Below are 26,855 nucleotides of genomic sequence, written 5' to 3' on the forward strand. Positions count from 1 at the left end.
TACACGGTCGAGGTCCGCCTCCACCCCGAGGTCAACGCCTCCGTCGCGATCGAGGTCGTCGGCGTCTGATCCCGCCGTCGAGAACACCAGCGGGCCCCGGCTCGGTGCACCGAGCCGGGGCCCGCTGCTGTGCGCCCCTCCCCGGGGCGGCGGAACGCTTGACCACCCCTTGGAGACACGCCATTGCTCCGTAAAGTGGGAATTTGGCTATACTTAGTCACTTATCTTGACTCCCGGACTCAGTGCCCGGGAGGAAGGAATTCTTGGTGGCGATCGACGGACGGTGTTCCGGCAGGGGGGTCGACAGGCGGAGTGTGGTCCGCGGGGCCGGGGTGGTCGCGGGGGGCCTGCTCCTGGGTGGGCTGCTCGACCTGGGAACGGCCGGTGAGGCCTACGCGGACAGCGGTCAGCCCAGGGTGTACACCCGCAGGGAGTGGGGCGCCCGCAAGCCCAGGAGAAGAGGCCGGATCCTGGACCGCAGACCGGACCGCATCGTGGTCCACCACACGGCCACGGCCAACGTGACCGACTACTCCCTGGATCACGCGTTCCGGCTGTCCCGGGCGATCCAGCGCTACCACATGGAGCACAACGGCTGGAACGACACCGGCCAGCAGTTCACCATCAGCCAGGGCGGGATCGTCATGGAGGGCAGGGACAACACGCTGCCCGCGGTCCACAACCGCAAACACCTGCTCGGCGCCCACGTGTACCGGCACAACTCCCACACCCTCGGCATCGAGAACGAGGGCGACTACATGTCGGTCGCACCGCCCGACGCGCTGCTGGATGCCCTGGCCGACGTGTGCGCCTGGCTGTGCTTCCGCTACGACCTGGACCCGGGGCGGGCGATCGTGGGCCACCGCGACTTCAACTCCACCAACTGTCCGGGGGACCGGCTGTACCGGGCCCTGCCCAGGCTGCGCAAGGACACCGCGGCCCGGCTGGCCGCGCTGCGGCGGTGACCGCCGGAGAGGCCGCACCGGGTCACGGCCTGCCCGCCCCGGTCACCAGCCACGCGGTTCCGGCGGCCCGCACACCCAGCGTCACCCCGCGGGCCAGGATCCACACGCCGAAGGCCGTCCACAGCAGCACCAGGCCGGTCACCGTCCCCGGGACGGCCAGCACCGGCGCCAGCGCGGCGCACGGCAGGAAGACCAGCATCGTCCACAGGCTCGCCCAGGCCAGGTAGCGCTGGTCGCCGGCGCCCATGAGGATGCCGTCGAGCACCATCACCACGCCGCTCAACGGTTGCAGCAGCGCCACGACGAGCAGCGTGGCCACGACGAGGTCGCGCACCCGGGGGTCGTCGGTGAACGGGATCCACGCCCAGGGCCGCGCCGCCAGCACGAGCACGGTGAACACCGCTCCGATCAGCACCCCCCACTCCACCATCCGGCGGGTCACCTGACGGGCGCCGGGGACGTCGGAGGCGCCCAGGTAGCGCCCGACGATCGACTGGCCCGCGATCGCGATGGCGTCCAGCGCGAACACCAGCAGCGACCACAGTTGGGACACCACCTGGTGGGCGGCGATCTCGGGATCGCCGAGCCGGGCCGCGACCGCGGTCGTGACCACCAGCACCACCCGCAGCGACACCGTCCGCACGAACAGCGCGAAACCGGAGGCCGCGGCGTCGCGCAGCCCGGAGAGCGTGGGGGCGAAGGAGACGCCGTGCCGCCGCGCGGCCCGCAGCACCACCGCCAGGTACACGAGCGCGCCCGCGCTCTGCGCGGCCACCGTGGCCCACGCGGAACCGGCGATGCCCCAGCCCAGGCCCCACACGAACAGCACGCACAGCACGATGTTGGCGAGGTTCGCGCCGACCGACACCACCAGCGGGACGCGGGCGTTCTGTAGGCCGCGCAGCACCCCGGTGCCCGCCATCACCACCAGCAGTCCGGGCAGGCTGAACAGGCTGATCCGCAGGTAGGTGAGCGCGTACGGGGCGACCGCCGGGGAGGCGCCCAGCGCCTCCACCAGCAGCGGGGCCAGCGGCCACCCGGCGGCGACGGCGACCGCCGCGATGATGACCGCCAGCCACAGGCCGTCGATGCCGTGCCGCAGCCCCAGGGCGAGCTGCCCCGCGCCGAAGCGCCGGGAGACCGCCGCGGTGGTGCCGTAGGCCAGGAAGATGCACAGGTTCGCGAAGGTCAGCAGGACCTGCCCGGCCACCCCCAGCCCGCCGAGGGCCTCGGTGCCGAGCCCGCCCACCACCGCCGAGTCGGTGAGCAGGAACAGCGGCTCCGACACCAGGGCGAAGAAGGTGGGCACGGCGAGCCGGAAGATCTCGGCGTCCCGGGGATGCCGGAACGGCGCGGCGCTGAGGAGACGTACCATGACCCGGTCACGTTACCTGTCGCGCCCCGCCGGTCCGGCAACGGGGCCGCCCGGCCGGGGCTCACACCCCAGCCGACGGGCGCACCGGCCGCCGCAGCAGACGCCGGGCCAGCGGGAACCGGCCCCGGTTGGGCACGGTCCACACCCCGTGGCCGGGCATCCCCCACTGTCGCAGCAGCGCGTTGGCCGCGAGCAGGCCGCTGGTCGCGGCACGCTCCATGAGCGCCACGGGCAGGTCCACGCGGACGTGGTCGCCGGCGACCACCAGGAACGGGTCGGGGGTGGTGACCGCGAGCCGTTCGGTGAAGTCGCCCGGCGGGAACAGCGGGCAGTCGGCGCGCAGCTCGCAGCGCTCGTCGACCACGCGGGCCGCCGCCGTCTCCGGGTAGACCCGGTGCAGTTGCGCGACGAGCCGGTCGCGCTCCACGGCGGTCGCGGCGGCGGGCAGCGCGTAGGCGTGCAGTTCGACGACGGAGCCGCCGGTGCGCGCCGCCCACGCGGCCGCCTCGTCCTCGTAGCGTTCCAGGACGCTGATGTTGTCGAGGGTGGGGTAGCCGCTGGTGCCCAGGAACGCGGGTCGGTCGGCGCGCACCGGCCGGTCCAGCCACAGCCGGCAGACCAGGAACGGCGGGGCGCTGGGCCGCCGGGCCGCCCGGCTCCGCCAGGCGGGGTCGCCGAGGTCGGGGGAGGCCGCGACCAGCGCGCGCAGTCCGGGCAGGTCGGCGGCGAGCACCACCGCGTCGTACTCGTCCGCCCCGCCGGGCGTGTGGACGGCGTGGCGGCGCCCGCGCCCCGCCCCGATCCGCTGGACCGGCGTCCCGGTGGACACGTCGGCGCCGAGCGACCGCAGGTGGTCGGCGAGCGGCTGCCACAGCGCCCGGGGGAACGGCGCGCGCGGCACGTCGAAGAGCAGCCCTTCCCCCGAGCCGAGGAAGTAGATGTGGAACATGGTGAGCAGCTCGGCGGCCGACAGGGCGCGCGGGTCGGCGAAGAAGCTGCGGGAGAACACCTCCAGTGCCAGGTGGCGCGCCGAGTCGGGGAAGCGCAGCCGCTCCAGGAAGTCGAGCGCGTCGACGTGGTCGAACCGCCGGTAGACGTCCGGGACGCGCACGTCCAGCAGGGCCAGGGCCGCGGCGAGGTTGACGCCGGCCAGGTCGCGCCAGCGGAAGCTGGGGCTGCGCGCGACGAAGGCGAGGGCGTTCCACGGCGGGGTCGCGGGCAGCCCGGCGAACCCGTCGGTGCCGCCGTCCGCGTGGCGGAGCGGGTAGTCGGGCAGGGGGGCGAGCATGCCCAGGCCGGGGTCGATGCGGCGCAGCAGGGCGCGCAGGTTGTAGTACTGCCGGAAGAAGGCGTGGAAGCCGCGGCTCATGGTGACGGCGGAGCCGTCGGCGAGCACGGTGCCCCAGCCGGAGAGCCGGCCGCCCAGGTGGGCCTCGCGTTCCAGCACGGTGACGGCGACCCCGCGTTCGGCCAGCGCCACGGCGGCGGAGAGCCCGGCGATGCCGCCGCCGACGACGGCGACGCGGGGCGGCCGGTCCGGCGGCGTCCCGGTGGGCGGCGGCGGGGCGAGGAGGCGGGCGCGCGCGTCCCGGCCGGGGCGGGGGCTCATCCGGCCTCCCCGGGGTACGGGCGGCGGCCGAGGAAGGTGTGCACGATGCCGGTCTGCCAACCGGTCATGGGCAGCACCCGCACCTCCCGCAGCCCGGCCGCGCGCATGCGCGCGGCGAGGCGGCGCACGCCGTCGAACTCCAGGACCCCGCGCCACAGATAGCGGTACAGGTCGGCGCGGCCGGACAGCGCCCGGCCCAGCGGGATGACCACCGACCAGCAGACCGCGGTCCACACGGCCGCGGCGGCGGGCGAGTCGGCCACGGAGTACTCGTGGAGGGCCAGCCTCCCGCCGGGGCGCAGCAGCTTCCGCATGACGGCGAGGGCCTCGTCCGGGTCGGGGCAGTTGCGCAGCAGGTAGGCGGCGAGGATCGCGTCGAAGGAGTCGGCCTCGGCGAGGTCCTCGGCCCGGGCGTGCACGAAGCGCACGTTGTCCGGCCAGGGCTTGGCGCGGGCCGCGGCGAGCATCCCGGCCGAGGCGTCGACCGCGACGATCTCGGCGCGCGGGGCGACGCGCAGCAGCGCGGCGGTGGACGCGCCGGTGCCGCACCCCAGGTCGAGCAGGCGCAGTCCGGCGCCGCCGCGGGGCAGCCGCAGCCGGGCCGCGGAGCGGCGCAGGTGCGCGTGGTAGCCGGGGTTGAGGGAGACGAGGCGGTCGTAGGCGGCGGCCGACCGGTCGAACTCGGCGGTGACCCAGTGCCGTTTCACGGCTTCCGTTGGCAGCGGCATGCCCTCTCCTCCGACTGTTGCCCTGTGTCACGAGAACGCTACCCAGAAGAATGGGGGGAGGGTGGTGCGGAGAGAGGGGTGTCGTGGAACGAGCGGACGTGGTCATCGTGGGCGCGGGCGCGGCGGGGCTGTCCCTGGCCCACCGGCTGGACCGGGCCCTGTCCGGACGGTCGGTGGCCGTGGTGGAGACCCCCGAGACCGCCCTGCGCCCGCCCGAGCGGACCTGGTGCTTCTGGGAGGCCGCGGCCGGGGAGTGGGACGCGGCGGTGAGCCACCGCTGGCACGCCCTGGCGGCGGTGGGACCGGACGGGACGGTGTGGCGGTCGCGCATCCACCCGCTGGTCTACAAGATGGTGCGCTCCCGGGACTTCGAGGCGCTGGTCCGGGGCGGGCTGCGGCGGACGCGCACGCTCTGGGGCACGGTCACCGAGGTCGTGGACGGCCCCGACCGGGCGGTGGTGCGCCTGCGCGGGGCCGACGGTGCGGAGTCGGAGCTGGCCGCGGGCCTGGTGTTCGACTCGCGTCCTCCCGCGCTGCCGCCCGCGGACGGCGTCACGCTGTTGCAGCACTTCCGGGGCTGGTTCGTCCGCACCGACCGGCCGCGGTTCGACTCCTCGGCGGCGGTGCTGATGGACCTGCGCGTCCCGCAGCCGGAGCGGGGCGTGGCCTTCGGCTACGTGCTGCCCTTCGACGCCCGCACCGCCCTGGTGGAGTACACCGAGTTCACCCGGGAGGTGCTCGACGACGCCGGGTACGACGCGGCGCTGCGCGACTACACCGGGCGGCTGCGGTTGGGGGTCTTCACCCGCACCGGGACGGAGCAGGGGGTGATCCCGATGACCAGCGCCCAACTGCCCGGGCGCGTGGGGCGCCGGGTGTTCCGGATCGGCACCGCCGGGGGCGCCACCCGCCCGGCCACGGGCTACACGTTCTCCGGGGTGCAGCGCCAGACCCGGCAGATCGCGGCGGCACTGGCGGCCGGCCGCCTCCCGGTCCGGTTTCCGGCCCACCGCAGACGCCACCTGTTCCTCGACGCGGTGCTGCTGCGCGGCCTGGACGAGGGGCTGGTCGACGGCGCGGAGTTCTTCGCCGCGCTGTTCCGGAGCACGCCGCTGCCACGGCTGCTGCGTTTCCTCGACGGTGAGACCACTCCCCTGGAGGAGCTGGCCATCGGGGTCCGCACCCCGGTCGCGGCCATGACCGCGGCATTATGGTCGCAGGTCCGCGCCGGTCGTCGTGGCAGAAGGGGCGATACACAGAGTTAACGGGACCACAAAGGCCGTGAAATACGCTCTTCCTACCGTCGCAACATGCATACCGCGCTGTATACCGCCGCAGGGTCCGACGGCGGCGCACAGAACACGGCGACCCGGCCCGCAGAGCGTCCCCGCTCCCTCCGCGAGGAGGTGTACGAGCAACTCCGCCACGAGGTGATGAGCGGCTACTTCGCCCCGTGGACCCGCCTGGCCGAGGAACGGCTGGCCCGCCGGCTCGGAGTGTCGCGCACACCGGTGCGCGAGGCGCTCGCCCGGCTGGAGGTCGAGGGCCTGGTCGAACGGCGTGACGGCAGCTTCACGGTGACCGTGCCCAACCTCGCCGAACTGCGCGACCTCTACGAACTCCGGGTGGTACTGGAACTGCGCGGGGTGGCCCGCGCGATCGAGGACCCCTCCGTCCAGCACGACCGGGCGATCCTCGACGCCGAACTGAGCCGCTGGTACGCCTTCCGGGAGAACCCGCCCGCCCCCGACCCGCACTTCGTGGTCGAGGACGAGAAGTTCCACGCCGCGCTGTCCGCGGCGTCGGGCAACCCGGCCCTCACCGACGCGCTGGTGAGCGTCAACCAAAAGATCCGCCGGGTCCGCATGTACGACTTCCTCACCGAGGACCGTATCCACAGCACCATCGAGGAGCACATCCAGATCATGGAGCTCGTCCGCGACGGCGAGCTCGAAGAGGGCCACCGCGCCCTGCACGCGCACGTCGGCGAGTCCCTGGAGGTCGTCCTCCAGCGGGCCCAGGAGGCCCTGACCAGGATGAGCCTGCACGTCGGCCGGTAGTCCTCTCCCGTATCGGCGGGGTGTCCGGTCCCACGGGACCGCGCCCCGTTCGTGTCCCGGACGGTCCGCACCACCGTCCCAGCCTCCCTCCTCCCCCGCGGCCCGGCGCCGTCCCTCTCCCCGGCGCCGGGCCGTCCCCCCGCCCCCGCCAGCACGGACACGATCGAGGAACCCTCATGTTCGACACCCTTCTGGTCGCCAACCGGGGCGAGATCGCCTGCCGCATCATCCGCACCGCCCGCCGGATGGGACTGCGCACGGTGGCGGTCTTCTCCGACGCGGACCGGGCCGCGGCCCACGTCCGCATGGCCGACCGGGCGGTCCGACTGGGACCCGCCCCGGCGGCCGAGAGCTACCTGCGCGTCGACCGCATCCTGGATGCCGCCGCCGAGACCGGAGCGGGCGCCGTCCACCCCGGCTACGGATTCCTCTCCGAGAACGCGGACTTCGCCCGCGCGGTCCAGGACGCGGGCATGGTGTTCGTCGGACCCACCCCCGAGCAGATCACCGTGTTCGGGGACAAGCACACCGCGCGCACCGCGGCCCGCGACGCCGGGGTGCCGCTGGTGCCGGGCAGCGGCCTGCTGACCGACGTGGACGAGGCGGTTGCCGCGGCAGAGGAGATCGGCTACCCGGTCATGGTCAAGGCCACCGGCGGTGGCGGCGGCATCGGGATGCGCGTGTGCGCCGACGCCGACGAGCTGCGCGCGGTGCTCCCCGGCGTGGTGCGCACCGCCGAGGCCAACTTCGGCGTGGGCGGGGTGTTCCTGGAGCGCTTCGTCCGCCGTGCCCGCCACGTCGAGGTGCAGGTCTTCGGGGACGGCGCGGGCCGGGTGGTCAGCCTGGGCGACCGCGACTGCACGCTGCAACGCCGCCACCAGAAGGTCGTGGAGGAGGCGCCCGCCCCGAACCTCCCCGACGAGGTGCGGGAGGCCCTGCACCGCGGGGCGCGGGAGCTGTGTGCGTCGGTGGGCTACCGCTCGGCGGGCACCGTGGAGTTCGTCTACGACGTCGAACGGGGCGAGGCGTCGTTCCTGGAGGTGAACACCCGGCTCCAGGTCGAGCACCCGGTGACGGAGGCGATCACCGGGGTCGACCTGGTGGAGTGGATGCTGCGGCTGGCCCGCGGCGAGGACGTGCTGCGCGGCGTCGCCGACACCGGCCCGGCGGCCTACGGCCACGCCGTGGAGGCGCGGATCTACGCCGAGGACCCGGCCCGCGACTACCAGCCCAGCCCTGGTCTGCTGACCCGGGTGGAGTTCCCCGGCAGCGTCCGCGTGGACACCTGGGTGGAGACCGGCGACGAGGTGTCCACGGCCTACGACCCCCTGCTCGCCAAGATCGTCGCCACCGGGGAGACCCGCACCGAGGCCCTGGACGCCCTGGGGCGCGCGCTGGCGGAGACGAAGCTGGACGGCACCGCCACCAACCTGGGACTGCTCCGCGCCGTCTGCGACGACGACACGGTCCGCGCGGCCGGGCACACCACGGACCACCTCGCCAACATCAGCCCGGTCGAGGCCCGTGTCGACGTGCTGCGCCCGGGCACGCTGACCACGGTGCAGGACTGGCCGGGCCGCATCGGCTACTGGGAGGTCGGCGTCCCGCCGAGCGGCCCGATGGACGACGTGTCCTTCCGGGCGGGCAACCTCGCGCTGGGCAACCCCGAGGGCGCACCCGGGCTGGAGTGCACCCTCAACGGGCCGGCCCTGAAGTTCGGCACGGAGGCGACCGTGTGCGTCACGGGAGCCCCCGCCCCGGTGACCCTGGACGGCGAACCCGTCGCCCAGTGGGAGCCGATCCGGGTGCCCGCCGGATCGGTGTTGGACGTGGGCCCGGCCGAGGGGCCGGGAGTGCGCACCTACGTGCTCGTCCGCGGCGGTCTGGACGTGCCCCGTCACCTGGGGAGCGCGGCCACCTTCCCCCAGGGCCGCCTCGGCGGGCACGGCGGCCGGGCCCTCGCAGTGGGCGATGTGCTGCGCGTGGCCGACGCGGCCCCCGACGCCCCCGAACCGGCGCCGGTGCCGCCCGAGTCCCGCCCGGTGATGGACCGGGAGTGGCAGATCGCGGTCTCCGAGGGGCCCCAGCCCGCCCCGGAGTTCCTCACCCGCGAGTCGATGGAGCGGTTCTACGCCGCCACGTGGCGGGTGCAGCACCACGCCGCGCGCACCGGGGTCCGGCTCAGCGGCCCCAAGCCGCAGTGGGCGCGCGCCGACGGCGGCGAGGCCGGACTGCACCCGTCCAACCTGCACGACAACCCCTACTCGGTGGGGGCGGTCAACTTCACCGGGGACACGCCGATCCTGCTCGGCCCGGACGGCCCCAGCCTCGGCGGGTTCGTCTGCCCGGTGACGGTCGTCAGCGCCGAGCGGTGGAAGATCGGCCAGTTGCGCCCCGGCGACTCGGTCCGGTTCGTCCCGGTGACCGAACAGGTCGCCGAGGAGCTGCGCACGGCCCGGCGCCCGGTCGCGCGCGGCTTCGCCTCCGGGACCGACGGCGACGACGGGGTGCTGGCCCGGATCGAGGAGACCGACACCGCGCCGTCGGTGACCTACCGGCGCGGCGGTGACGACAACATCCTCGTCGAGTACGGGCCGATGACCCTCGACCTGGGGCTGCGCATGCGGGTGCACGCCCTGGCAGGACGCCTCGCCGAACAGGGGCTGCACGGCCTCGTGGACGTCACCCCGGGCATCCGGTCGCTGCACCTGCACACCGACCCCGACGTGCTGCCCGTGCGGAAGCTGCTCGCGGCGCTGCGCGAGGCCGAGGAGTCGCTGCCCCCCACCTCGGAGCTGGTGGTGCCCAGCCGCGAGGTGCACCTGCCGCTGTCGTGGGACGACCCCGTGGTCTCCGAGGCGATCTCCCGCTACACCGCCGGGGTGCGCGACGACGCGCCGTGGAACCCCAGCAACATCGAGTTCATGCGCCGCATCAACGGCCTGTCCAGCGTCGAGGAGGTCCGCGACACGGTCTTCGCCGCCGAGTACCTGGTGCTGGGGCTGGGCGACGTCTACCTGGGGGCGCCCGCCGCCGCGCCGCTGGACCCCCGGCACCGGCTGGTGACCACCAAGTACAACCCGGCGCGCACCTGGACGGCCGAGGGGACGGTCGGGATCGGCGGCACCTACCTGTGCATCTACGGCATGGACAGCCCCGGCGGCTACCAGCTCATCGGCCGTACCGTGCCGATCTGGAGCGGGCTGCGCCAGCACGGCCCGTTCGAGCCGGGGGCGCCGTGGCTGCTGCGGTTCTTCGACCGCATCGTCTGGCACCCCGTCTCCCCCGAGGAGCTGCTGGACGTGCGCGCGGACTTCGCGGCGGGCCGCACCGGGCTGGACATCCGCCCCGGCAAGTTCGCCCTGGCCGAGTACGAGCGCTTCCTCGCCGACAACGCCGAGTCGATCGCCGAGTTCCAGCGGCGGCAGGCCGCCGCGTTCGCCGCCGAGCGCGAGGCGTGGGCCGCGGCGGGCGAGTTCGACGAGCGGCCCGAGCCGGAACCGATCCAGCCGAAGGAGGTGACGGCCCCCGCCGGAGGCGCGGTCGTCGCGGCCCCGCTCGCGGCCGGGGTGTGGCGGGTGGACGTGCGGCCCGGGCAGCGGGTCAGCGCGGGGGAGACGCTGCTGTCCCTGGAGGCGATGAAGCTGGAGACTGTGGTGAGCGCCCCGGTGGACGGGCAGGTCGTCGACGTCCTGGTCACCCCGGGACAGCAGGTGGACGCGGGAACCGCGCTGGTGGTTCTCGCCGGGCAGGAGGTTGCGTGAACACGACCGTCGGTACCGTGAAGTCGGCGGAGGAGCGGGTCCGGGCCGCGTACGCACGGATCGGCGAGGTCGACCGCCCCGAGGTGTGGATCAGCCTCCGCGACGAGGAGGAGGCACTGGCCGCGGCCCGGGAGGTCGACGAGCGCCGGGCCTCCGGGGCGGACCTCCCGCTGGCGGGCACCGTGTTCGCGGTCAAGGACAACATCGACGTGGCGGGGTTCCCGACGACGGCCGGACACCCCGGATACGCCTACGAACCGGAGAAGAACGCCACCGCGGTGGCGCGGCTGCTGGACGCGGGCGCGGTGGTGCTGGGCAAGACCAACCTGGACCAGTTCGCGACCGGCCTGGTGGGCACCCGCAGCCCCTACGGCGCAGTGCGGGACGCCCACCGCCCCGACCGGGTGTCGGGCGGCTCCAGCTCCGGATCGGGGGTGGCCGTGGCGCTGGGGATCGTGGACTTCGCGCTCGGCACGGACACCGCCGGGTCGGGACGGGTCCCCGCGGCCTTCGGCGGGATCGTCGGCGTCAAACCGACCATCGGCCTGGTGCCCAACACCGGCGTGGTCCCCGCCTGCCGGACGCTGGACTGCGTCACGGTGTTCGCCGCCGGGACCGGGCTGGCCCGGCAGGTGGCCGGACTGATGTCGGGGGTCGACCCCGCCGACCCCCGCTCCCGTCCCTGGCCGGTGGACGCGCCGCTGGGCGCGCCGCCCAAGCCCCGGGTGGGCGTGCCCGACCCGGCCGACCTCGTCGGAATGGCCCCCGAGTGGCGGGCGGCCTTCGAGGCGGCGGTCAAGCGGCTCGCGGACACCGGCGCCGAGACGGTGCAGTTTCACGTGAAACCCTTCCTGGAGGCCGGAAGGCTGCTGTACGAGGGCGCCTTCGTGGCCGAACGGTACGCGGCGGTGGGCTCCTTCCTGGTCAACCCGGAGTCCGCCGAGGGCCTCGATCCGACGGTGGCGACGATCATCAGCGGGGCCGGCAGCCTGCCCGCACACCAACTGGTGGCCGACACCGAACGGCTCGACCGGCTGCGGGCCGAGGCGCGCGCGCAGACCGCGGGCCTGGACGCGATCCTGCTCCCGACGGTGGGCGAGCACCCGACCATCGCCGAGGTGGCGGAGGACCCGATCGGGGTGAACAGCCGGCTGGGCACCTACACCAACTTCTGCAACCTGTTCGACATGGCGGCGATCGCGATCCCCGCGGGCGAGACGGAGGACGGCGCGAAGTTCGGCGTGACCCTGGCCGCCCCCGCCTTCTCCGACCACGTCGTCGCCGACATCGCGGAGCGCTTCCTGGCCGACCGGGCCGTCCCGGTCGACACGGTCGCGCTGCCCCCGTCCGCGGTGCCGCTCGTGGTGGTCGGCGCGCACCTGTCCGGCCAGCCGCTCAACGGACAGTTGACCTCCCTGGGCGCCCGCCTGCTCGCCCCGGTGCGCACGGCCGCCGAGTACCGGCTGTACGCGCTGGACACCGAACCGGCCAAGCCGGGACTGGTGCGGGTGGCCGAGGGCGGCGCGCAGATCGAGGCCGAGCTGTGGGCGCTGCCCCGCGCCGGACTGGGCGGACTGCTCGCCGAACTGCCCGCGCCGATGGCGCTCGGGCGGGTGAGGCTGGCGGACGGCGCCGAGCACGTGGGCTTCCTGTGCGAGCCCGCGGCGGTCGCGGGCGCCCGCGACATCACGTCCTTCGGGGGCTGGCGGGCCTTCCTCGCCGCAAGGGAGTAGCTCCCGGCCGTCAAATGAGTAGTTATTCCCCGTTCGGCCGCCATCGGGCTGGCCCATGGCGGCCACCGAGAAACCGACTATTCGGTACTAGGGTGATTCCATGGTGGTGACGATCCCGCCTCCGAAGGAGGAGCTGAACCCCAGTGCTGCCGAGACCACGGACCGGCCGCAGCCGGTCGCGGTGGTCCGGCCCGTGTTCCGCCGGAGCGGGCAGCCCGTTCCGCTGCCGCGCACCGGCACCCTCGTGAACAGCCCGGACGACGAGGACGACGAGGACGACGGCGGCCCCGAGTGGCTCCGTCCCCCGCAACGGTGACGAGACGCCCCGGCGCACGGCAGGTCAGCGCCGGGCCTCCAGGTTGGCGAACACCGCCCCGTACTCGACCGTGACGACCACCTCGTACAGGCGCGCGTCCGGCGGTGTCGGAAAGACCACCTCGGTCCGTGCGGCCGCACCCGGATCGAGGAGCGGAGCCGCGGCGCCGGACAGCGCCCGCTCTGCCTCCGGATCGTTGGCGAAGGTCCGGCCGTCGACACTGGCCGCGGTGGCCCCCGCGGGGGCGAAGCGCATCGGCTCGGCACCCCGGTTGACGGCCAGCAGGGTGAAGACCTGGTAGACCGCCCCCCGGGGCGCGCGGACCCCGCTCCCCCGCCCGTCGGCGAGCACCCCGTCCCCGTCGACGCGGACCCCGGTGACGCGCAGCCGCCAGTCCCCCGCGACGGCCGTCGCCCCCCGGAAGTCGTCCGGCTCGGGAGTCCACCCGGCTCCCGGGGCGAACACCGCCGGGGTGCGCGCGGTCCCGGCAGCCGAGCGGGGACCGAGGTCCTTCCCGGGCAGGACGTGCAGGCCGAAGGCGAGGAGGGAACCGACGGCGAGGACGGTCCCCCCGGTGACCGCGGCGGCCACGGCGGTGCGTTCCATGGGAAGCCCTTCCATAGCGGCCCGTAGCGGCCTGTCCTGCTTCCCCCGGTCCGCGCGCCGCAAAGGCCGATGCCGTCAAAGAAACGGCAAACGCCGGCGGGGACCTGCGGCGCGGCCCCCGCCGGGCGCGCTCACCCCTCCGAGGGGTTCTGGGCGTGCCAGGCCCGCAGCGCCGCCACGATCTCGGGCGGCGCCGTCCGCGGCGACCCGGCGGCGAACGAGGGCTGCGGGTCGTACTCGATGCCGAGCTGGGCCGTCTGGGCGGCGGTCTCGTCGGCGATCCGGGCGGTCAGGGCGAGGGCCATGTCTATGCCGGAGGACACGCCCGCCGCGGTCACGTACTTGCCGTCGAACACCACGCGCTCCGGCGTCGGCGTCACCCCGAAGGCGGAAAGCCGGTCCAGCGCCGTCCAGTACGAGGTGGCCCGCCGCCCGGTGAGCAGCCCTGCGGAGGCCAGCAGCAGCGAACCGGTGCACACCGACGCGGTCCAGGTGCTGGTGCGGTCCACGGCGCGCAGCCAGTCGAGCACGGGGGGCGTGGTCCATGAGCGCGGCCTGGCCCGGCCCGCCCGGCACCACCACGACGTCGGGCGAGGGGACCTCGTCGAGCGTCGCGTCCACGCGCAGGCCGAGGCGGCCGGTGTCGGTGCGGACCTCGCCGACGGACTCGCCGACGAAGACGACCTCCGTTCCGGGAAGCCGGGCGAAGACCTCGTAGGGCCCCACCGCGTCAAGCGCGGTGAGCCGGTCGAAGAGCAGGACGGCGATCTGCATGACCGCTCCCTTCCCTGGTTGTCTCCCGCACCGACGTGCGGAAGCGGCGTCGGTATTCGGCGGGCGAGACGCCGAGCACGCGCAGGAAGGCGCGGCGCATCGCCTCGGGGGTGCCGTAGCCGCAGTCGCGCGCCACCTGCTCGATCCCGCGGGAGCTGTCCTCCAGCAGGCGGCGGGCCGCCTCCAGGCGGACCCGGTCCACGTACCTGCCGGGGGTGACCCCCACCTCGGCGGTGAAGGCCCGGGCGAACTGGCGCGGCGACAGGCCGACCCGTTCGGCCAGCGCCTCCACCGACAGGTCGGCCCCCGGGTGGTCGCTGATCCAGCCCTGCAAGTCGCGCAGTGGCTCGCGCCGTGCGCTCTGCGCCCGCAACTGGGCGCTGAACTGGGCCTGGCCGCCGGGGCGGCGGAGGAACACCACCAGGTACCGGGCGACGGTGAGCGCCGCCTCCCGGCCCAGGTCCTCCTCCACCAGCGCCAGCGCCAGGTCGATCCCGGCGGTCACCCCTGCCGAGGTGGCCACGTGGCCGTCCCGGACGAAGATCGGGTCGGGGTCGACGCGCACCCCGGGGAAGCGCTCGGCCAGCGTGTCGCAGGACGCCCAGTGCGTGGTGACCCGTCGGCCGTCGAGCAGCCCCGCCTCGGCGAGCAGGAACGCTCCGGTGCACACCGAGACGAGCCGTTCGGCCCGGCCCGCGTGCGCGCGCAGCCACCCGACCAGGTCGTCCTGGGGCAGGCGGGTGCCGTCGCCGCCCGGCACGAGCAGGGTGTGCGGGACGGGGGCCTCGGTGAGGTCGAGGTCGGGGGGGATGCGCAGCCCGCTGGAGGAGCGGACCGCGACGCCGCCGGGGGAGGCGGTCGCCACCTCGTACTCCGCGGCGCCGTCCAGGCACTCGCGCACGTACCGGTTGGCGCCGCTGAACACCTCCAGCGGACCGGTGAGGTCGAGGCTCTGCACGCCGTCGAAGAGCACGATCAGAACGCGGCGGTTCGGCATGGCCTCAGTATTGGACCGCCGTCTCATGGCAGCAATGACGAGTTTCCCCCCTTTTCTGCCATGCCGGTGCAGGGCTTGTGCCGCCTCCCCTACGCCGAAATGTCGACAAGTCGACATGTCGACACCCGGGGCGGGCCGCACGGGGCCCGCCCCGGGCGGACGGCTCAGGCCGTCTGGTGCAGGGCAGCGAAGGCCGCGTAGCCGCCGATCAGGTCGGAGACGTCCGTCAGGCCCTCGGCCCGCAGCAGGCTGGCCGCGACACTGGAGCGGTAGCCTCCCGCGCAGTGCACGACGACGGGGCGGTCGGCGGGCACCTCGCCCAGCCGGGAGGGCAGCTCCGCGAGCGGGATGTGCTGTGACCCGGGAATCGCGCCCTGCTCGCGTTCGCCCTGGTTGCGCACGTCCAGCACGACGGGCGGCGTGGCGGCGCGCAACTGCTCCGCCAGCTCCGTCGCGGTCACCCGGGCGGCGTGCGCCACCTCCTCGGGCACCGAGACGAGGACGCTCTCCGGTTCCGGCAGGTAGCCCACGGCGGTGTCGAAGCCGACCCGGGCCAGCCGGAGCAGGGTCTCCGACTCCCGCCCCTCGGGCGCGACGACCAGCAGCGGGACGCCCGGCCGCAGCACGCTGCCCGCGGTCTCGGCGAACCGGCCCTCCACGGGGACGTTGAGGGAGCCGCGCAGGTGGCCCGCCGCGTACTCCTGCGGGGCCCGGGAGTCCACGACCACCGCCCCGGCGGCCCGCCGCGCCAGGAACTCCTCGGCGGAGAGGGCCACCGCGAGCTTCTCGGGGTCCAGCACCTCGCGCTGCCTGCGGTTGAGCACCGCGTCGTGGGCGAAGTAGGAGGGGGCGGCCGGCTGGCCCGCGGTGACCAGGGCGAGGAAGGTCTCCTCGTCCATCGGGCGGCAGGCGTAGTTGGTGCGGCGCTGCTCGCCGATCGTGGACCAGCGCTCGGTGGACAGGTTCTTGCCGCACGCCGACCCGGCGCCGTGCGCGGGGAAGACCCGCACCTCGTCGGGGAGCCCCATGAGCTTGCGCTGCACCGAGTCGTACAGCATCCGGCCGAGCTCGTCGGCGGTGAAGCCGAGCGAGGCGAGCAGGTCGGGGCGGCCCACGTCGCCGATGAACAGCGCGTCACCGGTGAGCACCCCGTAGGGGACGGCGTCGTCGGCGTGCTCGTAGACCAGGATGCTGATCGACTCGGGGGTGTGCCCCGGGGTCTCCATGACCTCCAGGACGACGTCGCCCAGGACGATCCGCTCGCCGTCGGCCAGTTTCCGGCTCGGGTACTCGGTCTCGGCGCGGCTGCCGTAGCCGATCCACGCCCCGGTGCGCTCGGCCAGCTCCAGGTGTCCGGCGACGAAGTCGGCGTGGAAGTGGGTGTTGATGACCGCCTCGATGGTCAGCCCCTTCTCCTCGGCGTCCGCGAGGTAGTCGGTGACGTCCCGCCGGGGGTCGACCACCACGGCCCGGCCGGTGGCCTCGTCGGCGACCATGTAGGACGCATGGGACAGGCAGTCGAGGTAGTACTGCGTGAACAGCATCGTGTCCTCCTCTCTCCCCCGGGCCTTGGTACCCCCGGGGGTGTCTCGGGTCGACGGGTGTCCGTGCCGCGGGCCGGGAGTCCCTCCCGGCACCGGTCACGGAAGCAGTTCGGGAGCGGTCAGGGACACCGCCGCCATCCCCGCGGCGACGGCGAGGACCAGGACGGCGAAGCCACGCCGCAGCAGGGCGGCGGGCGCCCGCGCGGCCAGGACCCCGGCGGCGGGGGAGGCGGCCATCGCGCTGCCCGCGAAGACCGCCACGGCCAGCAGGTCGGGACCGGCCAGGGAACAGGAGTGCGCGGCGAGCCCGGAGGCGGAGTTGAGGGCGACGACCGCCAGCGAGGTCGCCACCGACTCGGCCGCGGCGAGTCCCAGGCCCACGCTCAGCGCGGGGACGACGACGAAGCCGCCGCCGACGCCGAACAGGCCGGTCAGGAACCCCGCCAGCGCGCCCACCGGCACCGCCCGGGCCAGGCACCGGCGCCGGTCCGCCGCGCCGCTCCCGTCGCGGCAGGCCCCGCCCTCGGAGGCCGCGGGACGCAGCATGCGTACGGCCACCGCGACCATGAGCGCCGCGAAGCCGAGCGCCAGCCAGCGGTCGGGGAGCAGCCGCCCCACCGCGCCGCCGCCGAGCGCGGCGGGCAGTCCGGCCAGTCCGAGGACCACCGCCACCCGCCACCGGACCAGGCCGCTGCGGAGCCGGGCGAGCAGGCCGGTCGCCGCCGACGCGCCCACCACGACCAGGGAGGCCGGGACGGCCGCCGACAGCGGCAGCCCCACCCCGTAGACCAGCGCGGGCACCGCCAGGACGGATCCGCCGCCGCCGAGCAGGCCGAGCAGCAGGCCGACCAGGGCGCCGAAGAGCGCCGCCGAGGCCGCCACGGTCAGTCCCGCGTCGCGGGGGCGGGACCGGTGAGCGCGCTCAGCGCCGCCGGGGCGGCGCGGGAGGCGGCCCGGTTGTGGGGCAGCAGCGCCAGCAGCCGCCCCAGCAGACAGGTGTCGGTGAGCGCCGCGAGGACCAGCCCGGCCCCCAGGGCCGCGGCCACCCACTTCAGCGGCTCGAACACGGCGCTGGCCGCGACGGAGGCGAGCACGACCGATCCGGCGGCCAGGCGCACCTGGCGCTCCATCGCCCAGGGGCCTCCCGACCCCCGGTTCAGGGGCGCACCGGCGCGCTGCCACTCGGTGATGCCGCCGCGCAGCACGCTGATCCGTGCCAGCCCGCTGTCCTCCAGCAGGGCGCGGGCCTGCTCGGCGCGCATCCCCGAGCGGCACACCAGCACCACCGGGTCGTCGTGGGCGGCGCGCAGCTCGCGCCGGCGCTCGCGGAGCAGGTCGAGCGGAACGTTGCGGGAGCCGGGGATGTGCGCCCCGGCGAACTCGCCGGGAGAGCGCACGTCGATCAGCCGCGTCCGGGGATCGCGCTCCTGGAGTTCCCTCACCTGGTCGGGGGTCAGGGACGCGGGGAGCGGACGGTCCATGGGCAACCTCTCTGTCACTTGATACGGGTGGGGGTATGGTGCGGGCAGAGGCGGGCCGTGGTGGAGACCGGCGGGCCGGTGCCGTATGGGCGGCGACCGGCCGGCCCGCCGGAGCTCCGGGACCCTCTCGCCCTCACACCCCCGGGGGTATATGGCAGGCAGGGCTGTGGCGGGAACGACGGGAAGCGTACGGTCCGGCCCCGGACCGCGCGCCACGGCGCTCAGGCCAGGGAGAGGAAGAGCTTCTCCCACTCCTGTTCGCTCATCGGCGGCTCCTCGCCGCGCTCGCGCGCCGCCTGGCAGTGCCGCAGACCGCTGGCCACGATCTTGAACCCGGCCCGGTCCAGCGCGCGCGAGACCGCGGCGAGCTGGGTCAGCACGGCGGCGCAGTCCTCGCCGGCCTCGATCATCGCGATGACCCCGCCGAGCTGTCCGTGCGCACGACGCAGCCTGGTCAGAGCGTCGCCGACCAGTTCGGGTCTCATCTCCACAGCCATCACCTCTTCTGCTCCAACAATACCCCCACCCGTATCCGTTCCGCCAGTGCGCTTTCCCCACCCCCGAGCGCACCTGCGCAACACCGGTGCGACGATAGGAGTGCTGTGCACGGAACGTCACCCGCCAGGCTCATCCGCGCCGGGGTCTTCGCCGCGGTGTCCGTCGGCGTGTCCGCCAACGGACACGCCCTCCAGTCCGGCCACGACGTTCCCCCCGCCGGAATGCTCCTCGGCTCCGCGCTGATGCTGGCCGCCGGATGGGGCCTCGCGGGCCGCGAGCGCGGCGGCGGCGCCGTCCTGGGGTGGATGCTGTGGGGGCAGCTCGCCCTGCACTTCGTCTTCGCGCTGACCGAATCCGGCGCCGCCCACCCCGGCCACCCGGCGGCGGCTCCCGCCGCCGCGGCCGGTCAGGACCTCTCCCCCGGCATGCTGGCCGCCCACCTGGTCGCGGCCCTGGTCTGCGCGCTGTGGCTGCGCCGCGGCGAGGCCGCGGCCTTCCGGCTCGCCCGCGGACTGCGCACCCTGCTGGCCGACGCCTTCCGGCCGCCCGCCGCGCCCCCCGCCCTGCCGCTCCCGGCCGGGCCGGAACGGCTCGGCGGCGGGGACGAGCCGTCTCCCGCCGCCGACGCGGTGCTGCGGTACGCGGTCATCCGGCGCGGGCCGCCGACTCCTCGGATCGCCTGACCCACGGACCCGTGTCCAGGCCGCGCGCGGACGCGCCGCGGCCGTCCCGCGCGTGCCCGAAACCCGGCACGCCGCGGGCCGACCCGAGGAGAAGAACCAGCATGACCAGCCAGACCGGTGCAGACCGGTACAGGGGGCTAACCGCGGGGCCGCTCCCCGAAGAGCTCGTCCCCACCCGAACCGGCGGCCAACGTGGCGCCGACCAGCCGATGCAGCCCTCGAGCTGCGGAGAGCCAGACACCACACTCCGCGCACTCGCGCAGATGGGCGCGGACCTGTTCCGGGGAGTGGCTCGGCGTCTCCCCGTCGATTTCGGCGGAAAGAGCGGTTCGACAGTCGATGCACCTCACATCTCCATCATCTCCCACAACATCCCTATTTCCCAGAAACCGGGATATCGGCGCGTCCGAAACGGGGTGCGGCGGGGCGCGGCGGTGCTCGCGGCGGCCGCCGTGCTCGCCGTCGCCGGATGCGGCCAGGCCGACAGCGCGGGCAGCCCGCAGCGCGGCGAGTTCGACTACTACCTCGACCTGGCCGACACCCCGATGACCGCGCCGGACCACGAGTTCCGCACCGTGGACGACGAGCCGTGGTCGTTCACCGACGCCGCCGAGGGGCGCCTCACCCTGCTCTACTTCGGCTACACGAGCTGCCCCGACGTGTGCCCCACGACCATGGCCGACATCGCCGACGCGGTCACCCGCCTCGGCGCGGACGGCGAACGGGTCGACGTGGTCATGGTGAGCACCGACCCGGCCCGCGACACCCCCGAGCAGTTGCGCACCTGGCTGACCGGCTTCGACCCCGACTTCCTGGGCGTGATCGGCCCCATCGACGACGTGGTCCAGGCGGCCCAGGCCTACGGCATCCCCGTGGAGCCGCCCGAGCAGACCGACGGCAACTACCTCGTCACCCACGGCGAGCGGGTCGCGGTCCTGCGCCCCGGCGGTGACGCCGTCGGGTTCTTCGACCCCGGCACCTCGGGCGAGCAGATGAGCGCCGTCCTGCCCGGCCTGCTCGCCGAACAGCTCTGAGCCACGGACCACAGACCTCACGGAGACCATCCATGAACGCCTCTACCCAGGCCCTGCTCGCCCTCGGCGCCGCCGCCGTGCTCGCCCTGTCCGGCTGCGGCGGCCAGGCCGCGGACCAGCACGCGCAACCCTCCCACGGCGCCGCCGAGCACGCCGAGACCCCCGCCAAGGGCAGCGCCGAGGCCGGCGACCTCACCGTCGCCGACGCCTGGCTGGCCGAGCCCGCCCAGCCGTCGATGACCGCCGGATACCTCACCGTCACCAACCACGGGGACGAGGACGTCGCCCTCACCGGGGCGGCCACGTCCCTGTCGGACCGGACCGAGCTCCACACCGTGGAGACCACCGAGAGCGGCGCGTCGCGGATGACCCCGGTCGACGCCATCCCGGTCCCCGCGGGCGCGACCGTGGAACTCGCCTCCGGAGGGTTCCACCTCATGGTGCTCGACATGGCGAACCCCCCGGAGGTCGGCGACACCGCCACCATCACCCTGACCTTCGACAACGGGGAGACCGTCCAGGTCGACGCCCCGGTGCTGGAGCGCACCGGCGGCCACCACCGGGAGACGGAAGAGCCGTGACCGGACCGGAGCCGACCCCGGCGGGCTCCTCCCGCCGGGGCTTCCTCGCCGGACTGGGCGCGGCGGCGCTGACCGGCGCGGGCCTCGGCATGGCGGCGGGAGAGGCCGTCCGGCCCCTCCTGCCCGACTCCGACTCCGAGCAGCCCGACCCGGTCGACGCGCAGCGCCTGGACATGGCCCGTCGGCGGGCCGACGCCAACGCCGCGCCCCAGCCCGGAATCTCCGGGCGGGCGCCCGCGTTCGTCCACGTCATCGCGTTCGACCTGGCCGAACCGGCCCGCGCGGAACCCGCGGCCGCCCGCGAGGGCGCAGCCACCGCGCTGCGCACCTGGGCCGAGCACGCAGCCCGGCTGCACGCCGACGGCCCCGAGGGGGCGGCCTCCGCCGGACTGCTGCCCGCCTCCCTCATGGTCACCATCGGCATCGGCGGCTCCCTGCTGGAGGCGATGGACGCGGCGGACCGCCGCCCCGACGCCCTCGCCGACCTGCCCGAGTTCGCCACCGACGACCTGCGCCCCCGGTGGTGCGGCGGAGACCTGATGCTCCAGGTCGGCGCCGAGGACCCCATGGTGCTGGCCGCCGCGGTCGACGAACTGGTCGCGGCGACCGCGCCGACCACGACGGTGCGCTGGTCGCTGCGCGGCTTCCGCCGCACCGCGGCCGCCGCCCAGGACCCCGACGCCACCCCGCGCAACCTCATGGGGCAGATCGACGGAACCGCCAACCCGGCGCAGGACCACCCGCTGTTCACCCGGACCGTGACCGCGCCGCCGGCCGACGACCCCGCCCACGCCTGGATGGACGGGGGCAGCTACCTGGTGGTGCGGCGCATCCGGATGCTGCTGGACGAGTGGCGGCGCCTGGACGTGCCCGACCGCGAACGCGTGATCGGCCGCCACCTCGACACGGGGGCGCCCCTGGGCGGGGAGAAGGAGACCGACCCCGTCGTCCTGACCGCCCGCGACGCGGACGGACGGCTCGTCATCCCCGAGGACGCGCACGTGCGGCTGGCCAACCCGGAGAACAACCTGGGAGCGCGCATGGTCCGCCGCGGCTACAACTACGACGAGGGCTGGCGTGACGACGGCGTCCGCGACGCCGGACTGCTCTTCATGGCCTGGCAGGGCAACCCCGCCACCGGATTCGTGCCGGTGCAGCGCAGCCTCGTCGAGCAGGGCGACGCCCTCAACCGCTACACCCGGCACGAGGGCAGCGCCCTCTTCGCGGTCCCCGCCGCCACGGCCGACCGCTACCCGGGGCAGGACCTGGTCGAAGGGTGACCGGACACGAGAACGCGGCCCGCCCCCGCCACGGGGAAACGAGGGCGGGCCGCTCCGGGAAAGACCCTGGTCAGGACGGCCAGCGTCCCGAGGAGCGCAGGGCGTAGCGGCGTTCGGCGTAGGCGAGGTCGTCCCGCCACAGCCGCCGCGCCGCGGACCGCATCACCGGGCGGACCAGGGGGGCGAGCCGCCGCGCCACCCCGAAACCGGGGCGCTCCGACGTGGCGACCGTCGCCTCGATCACCGCCGTGCGCGGCACCCCGCGCCGGTCCCTGCCGAGCGGGGTGGCGTGCGTCTCCACCACGCTGCCCGCACCCTCCCCCCGCAGGATGCGCATGACCACGGTGCGCGGCTCCGGACAGCGGAACTCCGCCCGCACCGGCACCCCGAACCGGCCCGCCACCTTGAACGACACGTCCACCACGAACCGGTCCTCGGCGTCGGACACCCCCTCCTCGGGGGCCTCGACCACCTCCAGGCCCACGAACGAGTACGGGTGGAACCACGAACCGTGCCACGGGTCCAGCCGGTTGGCGACCACGTCCTCCGGCTCGCACCGCCCGGCCATCGTCTCCACCGCGGCCAGCGCCCGCGCCGCGTCCGGACGCTCCGGCAGCACCGGCGCGGGCAGCGGCTCCTCGCCGCCCGCCGCGTCCAGGCGCACCCACACCAGCACCCCGTCGTCGTGGACGGGAAACGGCGACCAGCCCGGAAAGCCCTCCGACCCCAGCGACAGGCCGTGCCAGCGGCACACCAGCCGGTCCCCGTGGACCGCGCCCCGGCACAGCGGGGCACCCAGGTGGGGGCAGGCTCCGGGAGCGGCGTGCACCTTCCCGTCCCGGGTCCGCCACGCCACCACCTCGACGTCCGCCACCATCCGGCCGAACGGCCTCCCCTGGCGGATCTGCGCGCTCGCCGCCAGCACGAACCAGTTCCCCGACGGCCGGGCCAGCGCCCGCTTCAACGCCCCCTCGATCAGGCTCGGACGCGCCCCCCGCCACGACGGCTCCTGGCGTTCCCACCGGCCCCGCGGCAGCCTGCGCAGCGGCAGCCGCCGAGGCGACAGGTCCTCGGACATCTCAGCTCCTCCCCGGAATCCGGGCGCCGCCCGTCCGCGGCGCCGCACCCCCAGCAGTCCGCCGCGCCGCGGCGACGCGGCTCAGCACGGCCCGGCCGAACGCCGGGACCGCCACCCGCGCGCGCCGCCGCCTCGGCACCGTGTGGCGGCAGCTCCACACGTCGAAGTCGGCCGCTTCGATCACGTCGAGAATCCCCTGGTAGAGCGTGAACGCCGTGGCCACGCACGGCCGCGACACCGGGTCGAGCATCGCGATCCCCGGTTCCGCCTCCCGGTAGCCGCTCCGGTTCACCGCCACCAGGTGGGCCAGCGCGTCGCGCACCCGGGGGTCCCCGCGCCGCCGGGTACGGCACCACACCAGCAGGTCCCGGTCCACCCCGTGCTGCTCCAGCACGTCCTCGGGCAGGTAGACCCGGCCCCGGTCCAGGTCCTCGGCCACGTCGCGCAGGAAGTTGGTCAACTGGAACGCCTCGCCCAGCGCCGCCGCGTGCGGGGCGGCGCGCGGCAGGGGCACCACCGTGCCCAGGACCGGCAGCACCTGGAGGCCGATCACCGCGGCCGAGCCGTACATGTAGCCGCGCAGGTCGGCGAAGGTCGCGTAGCCGGTCACGGTCAGGTCCATCCGCATGGAGCGCAGGAACGCCGCGAACAGCTCGGCGCCGATCCCGTACCGCAGCGCGGTGTCCGCGACCGCCCTGACCACCGGTTCCGAGCTCGTCCCGCCGGACAGCGCCGCGGTCAGCTCCGCGTCGAGGCGGGTGAGCACGGCCGCCCGCGCGGCCGGGGGAACGGAGCCGTCCAGGTCGTCGACCACGTCGTCCACCCAGCGGGCGAAGCCGTAGAGGGCGTGGATCGCGGGCCGCCGCTGCGGCGGCAGTGTGAGCGTCGCCAGGTAGTAGGTGCGCCCGTGCCGGGCGTGCAGCTCCCGGCAGTGCGCGTAGTCCGCGCACAGGCGGGGGTCGGTGATGCCCGCGGCCCGCAGCTCCCGCCTCACCGCCGCCTCCCCGGGGCCGTGACCGTGGTCCGGGTGGCGGCCGCGGAGCCCCCGGTGATGCGGGCCGCGGCGAGCTTCCCCGAGACCAGGGCCGTGGGCAGTCCGACGCCGGGAGTGGTCCCGCAGCCGGCCAGCACCGCGTTGGCGGTGCCCGCCACCAGGTTGCGCGGCCGGAACGGCCCGGTCTGGGCGAGGGTGTGCGCCGTGCTGAACGGGGTGCCGAACGCGTGCCCCTGCCGCGACCAGTCCTCCGGGGTCACCAGCCGCTCGACCAGAACGGACTCGCCGAATCCGGTCAGACCGCGGGCCTGCACCACCGCCACCAGGTGGTCCCGGTAGCGGGGACCGAAGGAGGACCAGTCCAGCGGTCCGGTCCGCAGGTTCGGGCAGGGCGCCAGCACGGAGAGCAGGTGCCGCCCCGGAGGGGCCAGGCCGCGGTCGGTCGCCGTCGGCCGGGTCACCAGCAGCGACGGGTCGCTCATCGGCCGCCCGAGCCGGGTGATCTCGGTGAACGTGCGCCGCCACGCCGCGCCGAACAGGAGGGTGTGGTGGTCCAGCAGGGGCCAGGCCCGGTCGGTCCCCGCGTGCAGGACCACCGCCGACGGCGCGAACCGCAGGGGGACCGGCCGCCACGGGGTCCGCCCGAGCAGCCGGTAGGCCAGCGGCAGCTCCACGGTCAGCACCACCGCGTCGCAGGGCACCCGTTCCCCGTCGGCCAGGACCACCGCGGTCACCCGGTCTCCGCGCCGTTCCAGCCGGGTCACGGCACGCCCGTAGTGCAGCTCCGCACCGGCCTTGGCCGCCGCCCCGGCCAGGGCCTCGCCCAGGGTGCGCATGCCGCCGCGCGGGAAGTAGACGCCGGCGACGGTGTCCATGTACGCGATCACCGCGTAGGCGGCCAGGGCGCGGTGCGGCGGCACCCCCGCGTACAGGGACTGGAACGAGAACACCCGGCGCAGCCGCTCGTCCCGGACGAACCGTCCGACCGCCGAGGCCAGGCTCCGGAAGCCGCCGAGGGCCGCCAGGCGGACCAGTTCGGGGGAGAGCAGGGTGAACGGGGAGTCGAAGTTCGCGTCGATGAACCGGGCCGTCTCCAGCTCGTACAGCTCCCGCAGCCACGTGCGCAGCCGCAGGTAGCCGTCGACTTCGCGGGGGCCGCACACCCGCGCGACCTCCTCGGCCATGGCGGCGGCGTCGGTGTGCACGTCGAGCGTGGAGCCGTCGGGGAACACCGCCCGGTAGGCCGGGGACAGCTTCACCAGGTCGAGGCGGTCGGAGACGGACTCGCCCACCGCGGCCAGCGCCTCGTCGAGCAGCTCCGGCATGGTGAGCACGGTCGGCCCGGTGTCGATGCGGAACCCGTCCAGGTCCAGCCGTCCGGCGCGGCCGCCCGGGTACTCCTCCCGTTCGACCACGGTCACCCGGCGCCCCGCGCCCAGCAGGTGCAGGGCCGCGGCGAGGCCGGACAGCCCCGCTCCCACCACCACGACGTGGTCGGTCGGTCCGCTCACGGTGCGCATGAAGCCTCCCCGGCGAGGTGGCGGTGCCACCGGAAGGTGGGCAGGGCGGCGCCGCCGTGGAACAGCAGAAACTCACTGCATTCGATCTATCACTCTAAGTAATGAGATGGGTGCTGGCAGGTAACCTCGGGGAGAGTCGGAAGAGAGAGTGATGAGTAGTCCTGTAGACACGGCCGGGCGGGAGGAGGTGGTCCTGCTCGACGAGCGGCACCGCCCCATCGGCGCCGCGGCCAAGAGCGGGGTACACCACGAAAGCACCCCGCTCCACCTGGCTTTTTCCTGTTACATCTTTGATTCGCGCAGCCGTCTGCTGGTGACCCGGCGCGCTCTGGGCAAGCAGACCTGGCCCGGGGTGTGGACCAACTCCTGCTGCGGCCACCCGGGACCGGGGGAGCCCGTCGCCGAGGCCGTGCACCGCAGGGTGCGCGAGGAGCTCGGGTTGCACGTGACAGGGCTGCGCCTGGCCCTGCCGGAGTTCCGGTACCGGGCCGTCGACGCGAGCGGCGTGGTGGAGAACGAGGTCTGTCCCGTGTACGTCGCCTCGGCGGACGACGACCCCCGGCCCGATCCGGCGGAGGTCATGGACTGGCAGTGGGTGGACTGGCAGACCTTTGTCGCCATGGCCAGGAACGCCCCCTGGAGCATCAGTCCGTGGGCCGCTGAGCAGGCCGTTCTCCTGGACGAGAAGCAGATGTGACCCAGCTCACCGCTTTCTTGTTTGCCTCTGTCTCAGGGGGCGACTACCTTGGATCAAGTCGCCCTGAAGCCTGTGGTGCAGCCCGGGATCGGGGACGACCTCTCTGGGCGAACCGGACGCCGCTCTGGCGGACGGGCCCGACACCCCACGGTCTTGAGCGCCATTTACCTCTGGCATAATTGGTGTGCCGCGAGGAAATGGCGGCAAAGGCCATGTTCTGTTCTTCCGGAAAGGCTTCGGAAACGCCGATTTGGCGGTTCTGGAGAAACCCGGTAAAGTTCAGGACAGAACGGAGCGGAACTGCGGAGGGTTTCGCGGGGAGGCTCCGGGCGGTCCCTTCCGGTGGTTTTCGGGCTGCCGGTGGGGTTGACAATCTGATGCGGTTGCCGTGGCTGGGGAAGAGGCCCTCGTGGGTGGGGGTTCTTGTAGACGGTCGGCGGTTGTTTCTTGAGAACTCAACAGCGCGTGTTTGTTTGTCTTTACAGCCGAGTTTGTGTTGTTTTGGCTCCTTCCGCCTTCTGAGTGGGGGTGGGGGTTC

At 74.6% G+C, this 26,855-nt stretch carries 25 protein-coding genes and 1 pseudogene; 11 read left to right on the forward strand and 15 right to left on the reverse strand.

Translation table 11 applies throughout. The features are described from left to right. Window positions 1–266: 266 nt before the first annotated feature. Window positions 267–965 carry a peptidoglycan recognition protein family protein gene (locus AC529_RS06185; protein ID WP_068754279.1) on the forward strand — a complete coding sequence of 233 codons (699 nt, stop codon included), beginning with the start codon at window positions 267–269 and terminating at the stop codon, window positions 963–965. A gap of 22 nt (window positions 966–987) precedes the next feature. Here AC529_RS06185 and AC529_RS06190 read toward each other — a convergent pair whose 3' ends face one another. From AC529_RS06190 to AC529_RS06200, 3 genes are all read right to left on the reverse strand, one after another. After that, window positions 988–2,340: an MATE family efflux transporter gene (locus AC529_RS06190; RefSeq protein ID WP_068754281.1), complete on the reverse strand. Its 1,353-nt coding sequence runs from the start codon at window positions 2,338–2,340 to the stop codon at window positions 988–990. Window positions 2,341–2,401: 61 nt separating this feature from the next. Further along, window positions 2,402–3,949 (reverse strand): FAD-dependent oxidoreductase, encoded by a 1,548-nt coding sequence (locus AC529_RS06195; RefSeq protein ID WP_068754283.1) that lies wholly within the window; start codon window positions 3,947–3,949, stop codon window positions 2,402–2,404. Next, window positions 3,946–4,677: a class I SAM-dependent methyltransferase gene (locus AC529_RS06200; protein WP_068754285.1), complete on the reverse strand. Its 732-nt coding sequence runs from the start codon at window positions 4,675–4,677 to the stop codon at window positions 3,946–3,948. The genes AC529_RS06195 and AC529_RS06200 overlap by 4 nt, the downstream gene beginning before the upstream one ends. An 83-nt stretch (window positions 4,678–4,760) precedes the next feature. Between AC529_RS06200 and AC529_RS06205 the strand changes: the two genes are divergently transcribed. The 5 genes from AC529_RS06205 to AC529_RS06225 all read left to right on the forward strand — a co-directional run bounded on the left by AC529_RS06205 (window position 4,761) and on the right by AC529_RS06225 (window position 12,550). Then, window positions 4,761–5,942: a lycopene cyclase family protein gene (locus AC529_RS06205; RefSeq protein ID WP_083947958.1), complete on the forward strand. Its 1,182-nt coding sequence runs from the start codon at window positions 4,761–4,763 to the stop codon at window positions 5,940–5,942. Between the two features lie 141 nt (window positions 5,943–6,083). Then, the gene (locus tag AC529_RS06210) at window positions 6,084–6,737 is read left to right on the forward strand and encodes a GntR family transcriptional regulator (protein ID WP_232306592.1); all 654 of its coding nucleotides are present in this window, start codon (window positions 6,084–6,086) and stop codon (window positions 6,735–6,737) included. Between the two features lie 176 nt (window positions 6,738–6,913). Next, window positions 6,914–10,501: an urea carboxylase gene (gene uca, locus AC529_RS06215; RefSeq protein ID WP_068754292.1), complete on the forward strand. Its 3,588-nt coding sequence runs from the start codon at window positions 6,914–6,916 to the stop codon at window positions 10,499–10,501. After that, a complete protein-coding gene (gene atzF / locus AC529_RS06220) occupies window positions 10,498–12,234 on the forward strand; it encodes an allophanate hydrolase (protein ID WP_232306593.1) in 1,737 nt (578 codons plus the stop codon). Before uca ends, atzF begins: the two co-directional genes overlap by 4 nt. Before the next feature lie 100 nt (window positions 12,235–12,334). Then, window positions 12,335–12,550, forward strand: a complete 216-nt coding sequence (locus AC529_RS06225) for a hypothetical protein (RefSeq protein ID WP_068754294.1) — start codon at window positions 12,335–12,337, stop codon at window positions 12,548–12,550. A 24-nt stretch (window positions 12,551–12,574) separates the two neighbouring features. Here the strand turns inward: AC529_RS06225 and AC529_RS06230 are convergent, their stop codons facing one another. The 8 genes and pseudogenes from AC529_RS06230 to AC529_RS06260 form a co-directional block, all read right to left on the reverse strand. Then, window positions 12,575–13,156: a DUF4352 domain-containing protein gene (locus AC529_RS06230; RefSeq protein ID WP_068754296.1), complete on the reverse strand. Its 582-nt coding sequence runs from the start codon at window positions 13,154–13,156 to the stop codon at window positions 12,575–12,577. 131 nt (window positions 13,157–13,287) lie between these two features. Beyond that, the gene (locus AC529_RS21240; RefSeq protein ID WP_332307037.1) at window positions 13,288–13,686 is read right to left on the reverse strand and encodes a DJ-1/PfpI family protein; all 399 of its coding nucleotides are present in this window, start codon (window positions 13,684–13,686) and stop codon (window positions 13,288–13,290) included. A 67-nt stretch (window positions 13,687–13,753) separates the two neighbouring features. Next, window positions 13,754–13,930: pseudogene (locus AC529_RS21245) on the reverse strand (DJ-1/PfpI family protein); the annotation flags it as partial. Further along, entirely contained in the window at window positions 13,887–14,927 is a 1,041-nt protein-coding gene (locus AC529_RS06240; protein WP_083947959.1) for a GlxA family transcriptional regulator, read from the reverse strand. The pseudogene AC529_RS21245 and the gene AC529_RS06240, both read right to left, overlap by 44 nt. 164 nt (window positions 14,928–15,091) lie before the next feature. Next, on the reverse strand, window positions 15,092–16,471 hold the full coding sequence (locus AC529_RS06245) for an MBL fold metallo-hydrolase (RefSeq protein ID WP_068754298.1): 1,380 nt from the start codon (window positions 16,469–16,471) through the stop codon (window positions 15,092–15,094). 96 nt (window positions 16,472–16,567) lie between these two features. Further along, the gene (locus AC529_RS06250; protein WP_068754300.1) at window positions 16,568–17,353 is read right to left on the reverse strand and encodes a sulfite exporter TauE/SafE family protein; all 786 of its coding nucleotides are present in this window, start codon (window positions 17,351–17,353) and stop codon (window positions 16,568–16,570) included. Between the two features lie 2 nt (window positions 17,354–17,355). Then, window positions 17,356–17,952, reverse strand: a complete 597-nt coding sequence (locus tag AC529_RS06255) for a rhodanese-like domain-containing protein (protein WP_068754302.1) — start codon at window positions 17,950–17,952, stop codon at window positions 17,356–17,358. 221 nt (window positions 17,953–18,173) lie between these two features. Continuing rightward, entirely contained in the window at window positions 18,174–18,449 is a 276-nt protein-coding gene (locus tag AC529_RS06260; protein ID WP_068754304.1) for a metal-sensitive transcriptional regulator, read from the reverse strand. Between the two features lie 105 nt (window positions 18,450–18,554). On the opposite strand from AC529_RS06260, the gene AC529_RS06265 reads away from it, so the two are divergent. After that, window positions 18,555–19,133, forward strand: a complete 579-nt coding sequence (locus tag AC529_RS06265; protein ID WP_068754306.1) for a hypothetical protein — start codon at window positions 18,555–18,557, stop codon at window positions 19,131–19,133. A gap of 137 nt (window positions 19,134–19,270) precedes the next feature. On the opposite strand, the gene AC529_RS21310 is transcribed toward AC529_RS06265, so the two are convergent. Next, a complete protein-coding gene (locus AC529_RS21310; protein ID WP_394326429.1) occupies window positions 19,271–19,501 on the reverse strand; it encodes a zf-HC2 domain-containing protein in 231 nt (76 codons plus the stop codon). Between the two features lie 66 nt (window positions 19,502–19,567). Here AC529_RS21310 and AC529_RS20810 point away from each other — a divergent pair, with 66 nt between their 5' ends. The 3 genes from AC529_RS20810 to AC529_RS06280 are packed head-to-tail and all read left to right on the forward strand — an operon-like array spanning window position 19,568 to window position 22,028. After that, window positions 19,568–20,167 (forward strand): SCO family protein, encoded by a 600-nt coding sequence (locus AC529_RS20810; RefSeq protein WP_232306594.1) that lies wholly within the window; start codon window positions 19,568–19,570, stop codon window positions 20,165–20,167. Between the two features lie 32 nt (window positions 20,168–20,199). Continuing rightward, a complete protein-coding gene (locus tag AC529_RS06275; RefSeq protein WP_068754310.1) occupies window positions 20,200–20,748 on the forward strand; it encodes a copper chaperone PCu(A)C in 549 nt (182 codons plus the stop codon). Continuing rightward, a complete protein-coding gene (locus AC529_RS06280; protein ID WP_068754312.1) occupies window positions 20,745–22,028 on the forward strand; it encodes a Dyp-type peroxidase in 1,284 nt (427 codons plus the stop codon). The genes AC529_RS06275 and AC529_RS06280 overlap by 4 nt, the downstream gene beginning before the upstream one ends. 70 nt (window positions 22,029–22,098) lie before the next feature. On the opposite strand, the gene AC529_RS06285 is transcribed toward AC529_RS06280, so the two are convergent. The 3 genes from AC529_RS06285 to crtI are packed head-to-tail and all read right to left on the reverse strand — an operon-like array spanning window position 22,099 to window position 25,620. After that, window positions 22,099–23,106, reverse strand: a complete 1,008-nt coding sequence (locus AC529_RS06285; protein WP_068754314.1) for a DUF5914 domain-containing protein — start codon at window positions 23,104–23,106, stop codon at window positions 22,099–22,101. Window position 23,107: 1 nt separating this feature from the next. Beyond that, complete coding sequence (locus tag AC529_RS06290; RefSeq protein WP_068754317.1) at window positions 23,108–24,100, reverse strand: phytoene/squalene synthase family protein; 993 nt, start codon at window positions 24,098–24,100, stop codon at window positions 23,108–23,110. Continuing rightward, window positions 24,097–25,620 carry a phytoene desaturase family protein gene (gene crtI, locus AC529_RS06295; RefSeq protein WP_068754318.1) on the reverse strand — a complete coding sequence of 508 codons (1,524 nt, stop codon included), beginning with the start codon at window positions 25,618–25,620 and terminating at the stop codon, window positions 24,097–24,099. Before crtI ends, AC529_RS06290 begins: the two co-directional genes overlap by 4 nt. A gap of 151 nt (window positions 25,621–25,771) precedes the next feature. Between crtI and idi the strand changes: the two genes are divergently transcribed. Then, window positions 25,772–26,317, forward strand: a complete 546-nt coding sequence (gene idi, locus AC529_RS06300) for an isopentenyl-diphosphate Delta-isomerase (protein WP_068754320.1) — start codon at window positions 25,772–25,774, stop codon at window positions 26,315–26,317. The last annotated feature ends 538 nt before the right edge of the window (window positions 26,318–26,855 follow it).

Source organism: Thermobifida cellulosilytica TB100 (assembly GCF_001517975.1).
GTDB lineage: Bacteria > Actinomycetota > Actinomycetes > Streptosporangiales > Streptosporangiaceae > Thermobifida > Thermobifida cellulosilytica.

What these genes read in the sequence shown, in the direction of transcription:
- AC529_RS06190 (WP_068754281.1), bottom strand. Translation starts at nt 2,340, where the DNA reads ATGGTACGTCTCCTCAGCGCCGCGCCGTTCCGGCATCCCCGGGACGCC.
- AC529_RS06195 (WP_068754283.1), bottom strand. Translation starts at nt 3,949, where the DNA reads ATGAGCCCCCGCCCCGGCCGGGACGCGCGCGCCCGCCTCCTCGCCCCG.
- AC529_RS06200 (WP_068754285.1), bottom strand. Translation starts at nt 4,677, where the DNA reads ATGCCGCTGCCAACGGAAGCCGTGAAACGGCACTGGGTCACCGCCGAG.
- uca (WP_068754292.1), top strand. Translation starts at nt 6,914, where the DNA reads ATGTTCGACACCCTTCTGGTCGCCAACCGGGGCGAGATCGCCTGCCGC.
- AC529_RS06225 (WP_068754294.1), top strand. Translation starts at nt 12,335, where the DNA reads ATGGTGGTGACGATCCCGCCTCCGAAGGAGGAGCTGAACCCCAGTGCT.
- AC529_RS06230 (WP_068754296.1), bottom strand. Translation starts at nt 13,156, where the DNA reads ATGGAACGCACCGCCGTGGCCGCCGCGGTCACCGGGGGGACCGTCCTC.
- AC529_RS06240 (WP_083947959.1), bottom strand. Translation starts at nt 14,927, where the DNA reads ATGCCGAACCGCCGCGTTCTGATCGTGCTCTTCGACGGCGTGCAGAGC.
- AC529_RS06245 (WP_068754298.1), bottom strand. Translation starts at nt 16,471, where the DNA reads ATGCTGTTCACGCAGTACTACCTCGACTGCCTGTCCCATGCGTCCTAC.
- AC529_RS06255 (WP_068754302.1), bottom strand. Translation starts at nt 17,952, where the DNA reads ATGGACCGTCCGCTCCCCGCGTCCCTGACCCCCGACCAGGTGAGGGAA.
- AC529_RS06260 (WP_068754304.1), bottom strand. Translation starts at nt 18,449, where the DNA reads ATGGCTGTGGAGATGAGACCCGAACTGGTCGGCGACGCTCTGACCAGG.
- AC529_RS06275 (WP_068754310.1), top strand. Translation starts at nt 20,200, where the DNA reads ATGAACGCCTCTACCCAGGCCCTGCTCGCCCTCGGCGCCGCCGCCGTG.
- AC529_RS06285 (WP_068754314.1), bottom strand. Translation starts at nt 23,106, where the DNA reads ATGTCCGAGGACCTGTCGCCTCGGCGGCTGCCGCTGCGCAGGCTGCCG.
- crtI (WP_068754318.1), bottom strand. Translation starts at nt 25,620, where the DNA reads ATGCGCACCGTGAGCGGACCGACCGACCACGTCGTGGTGGTGGGAGCG.
- idi (WP_068754320.1), top strand. Translation starts at nt 25,772, where the DNA reads ATGAGTAGTCCTGTAGACACGGCCGGGCGGGAGGAGGTGGTCCTGCTC.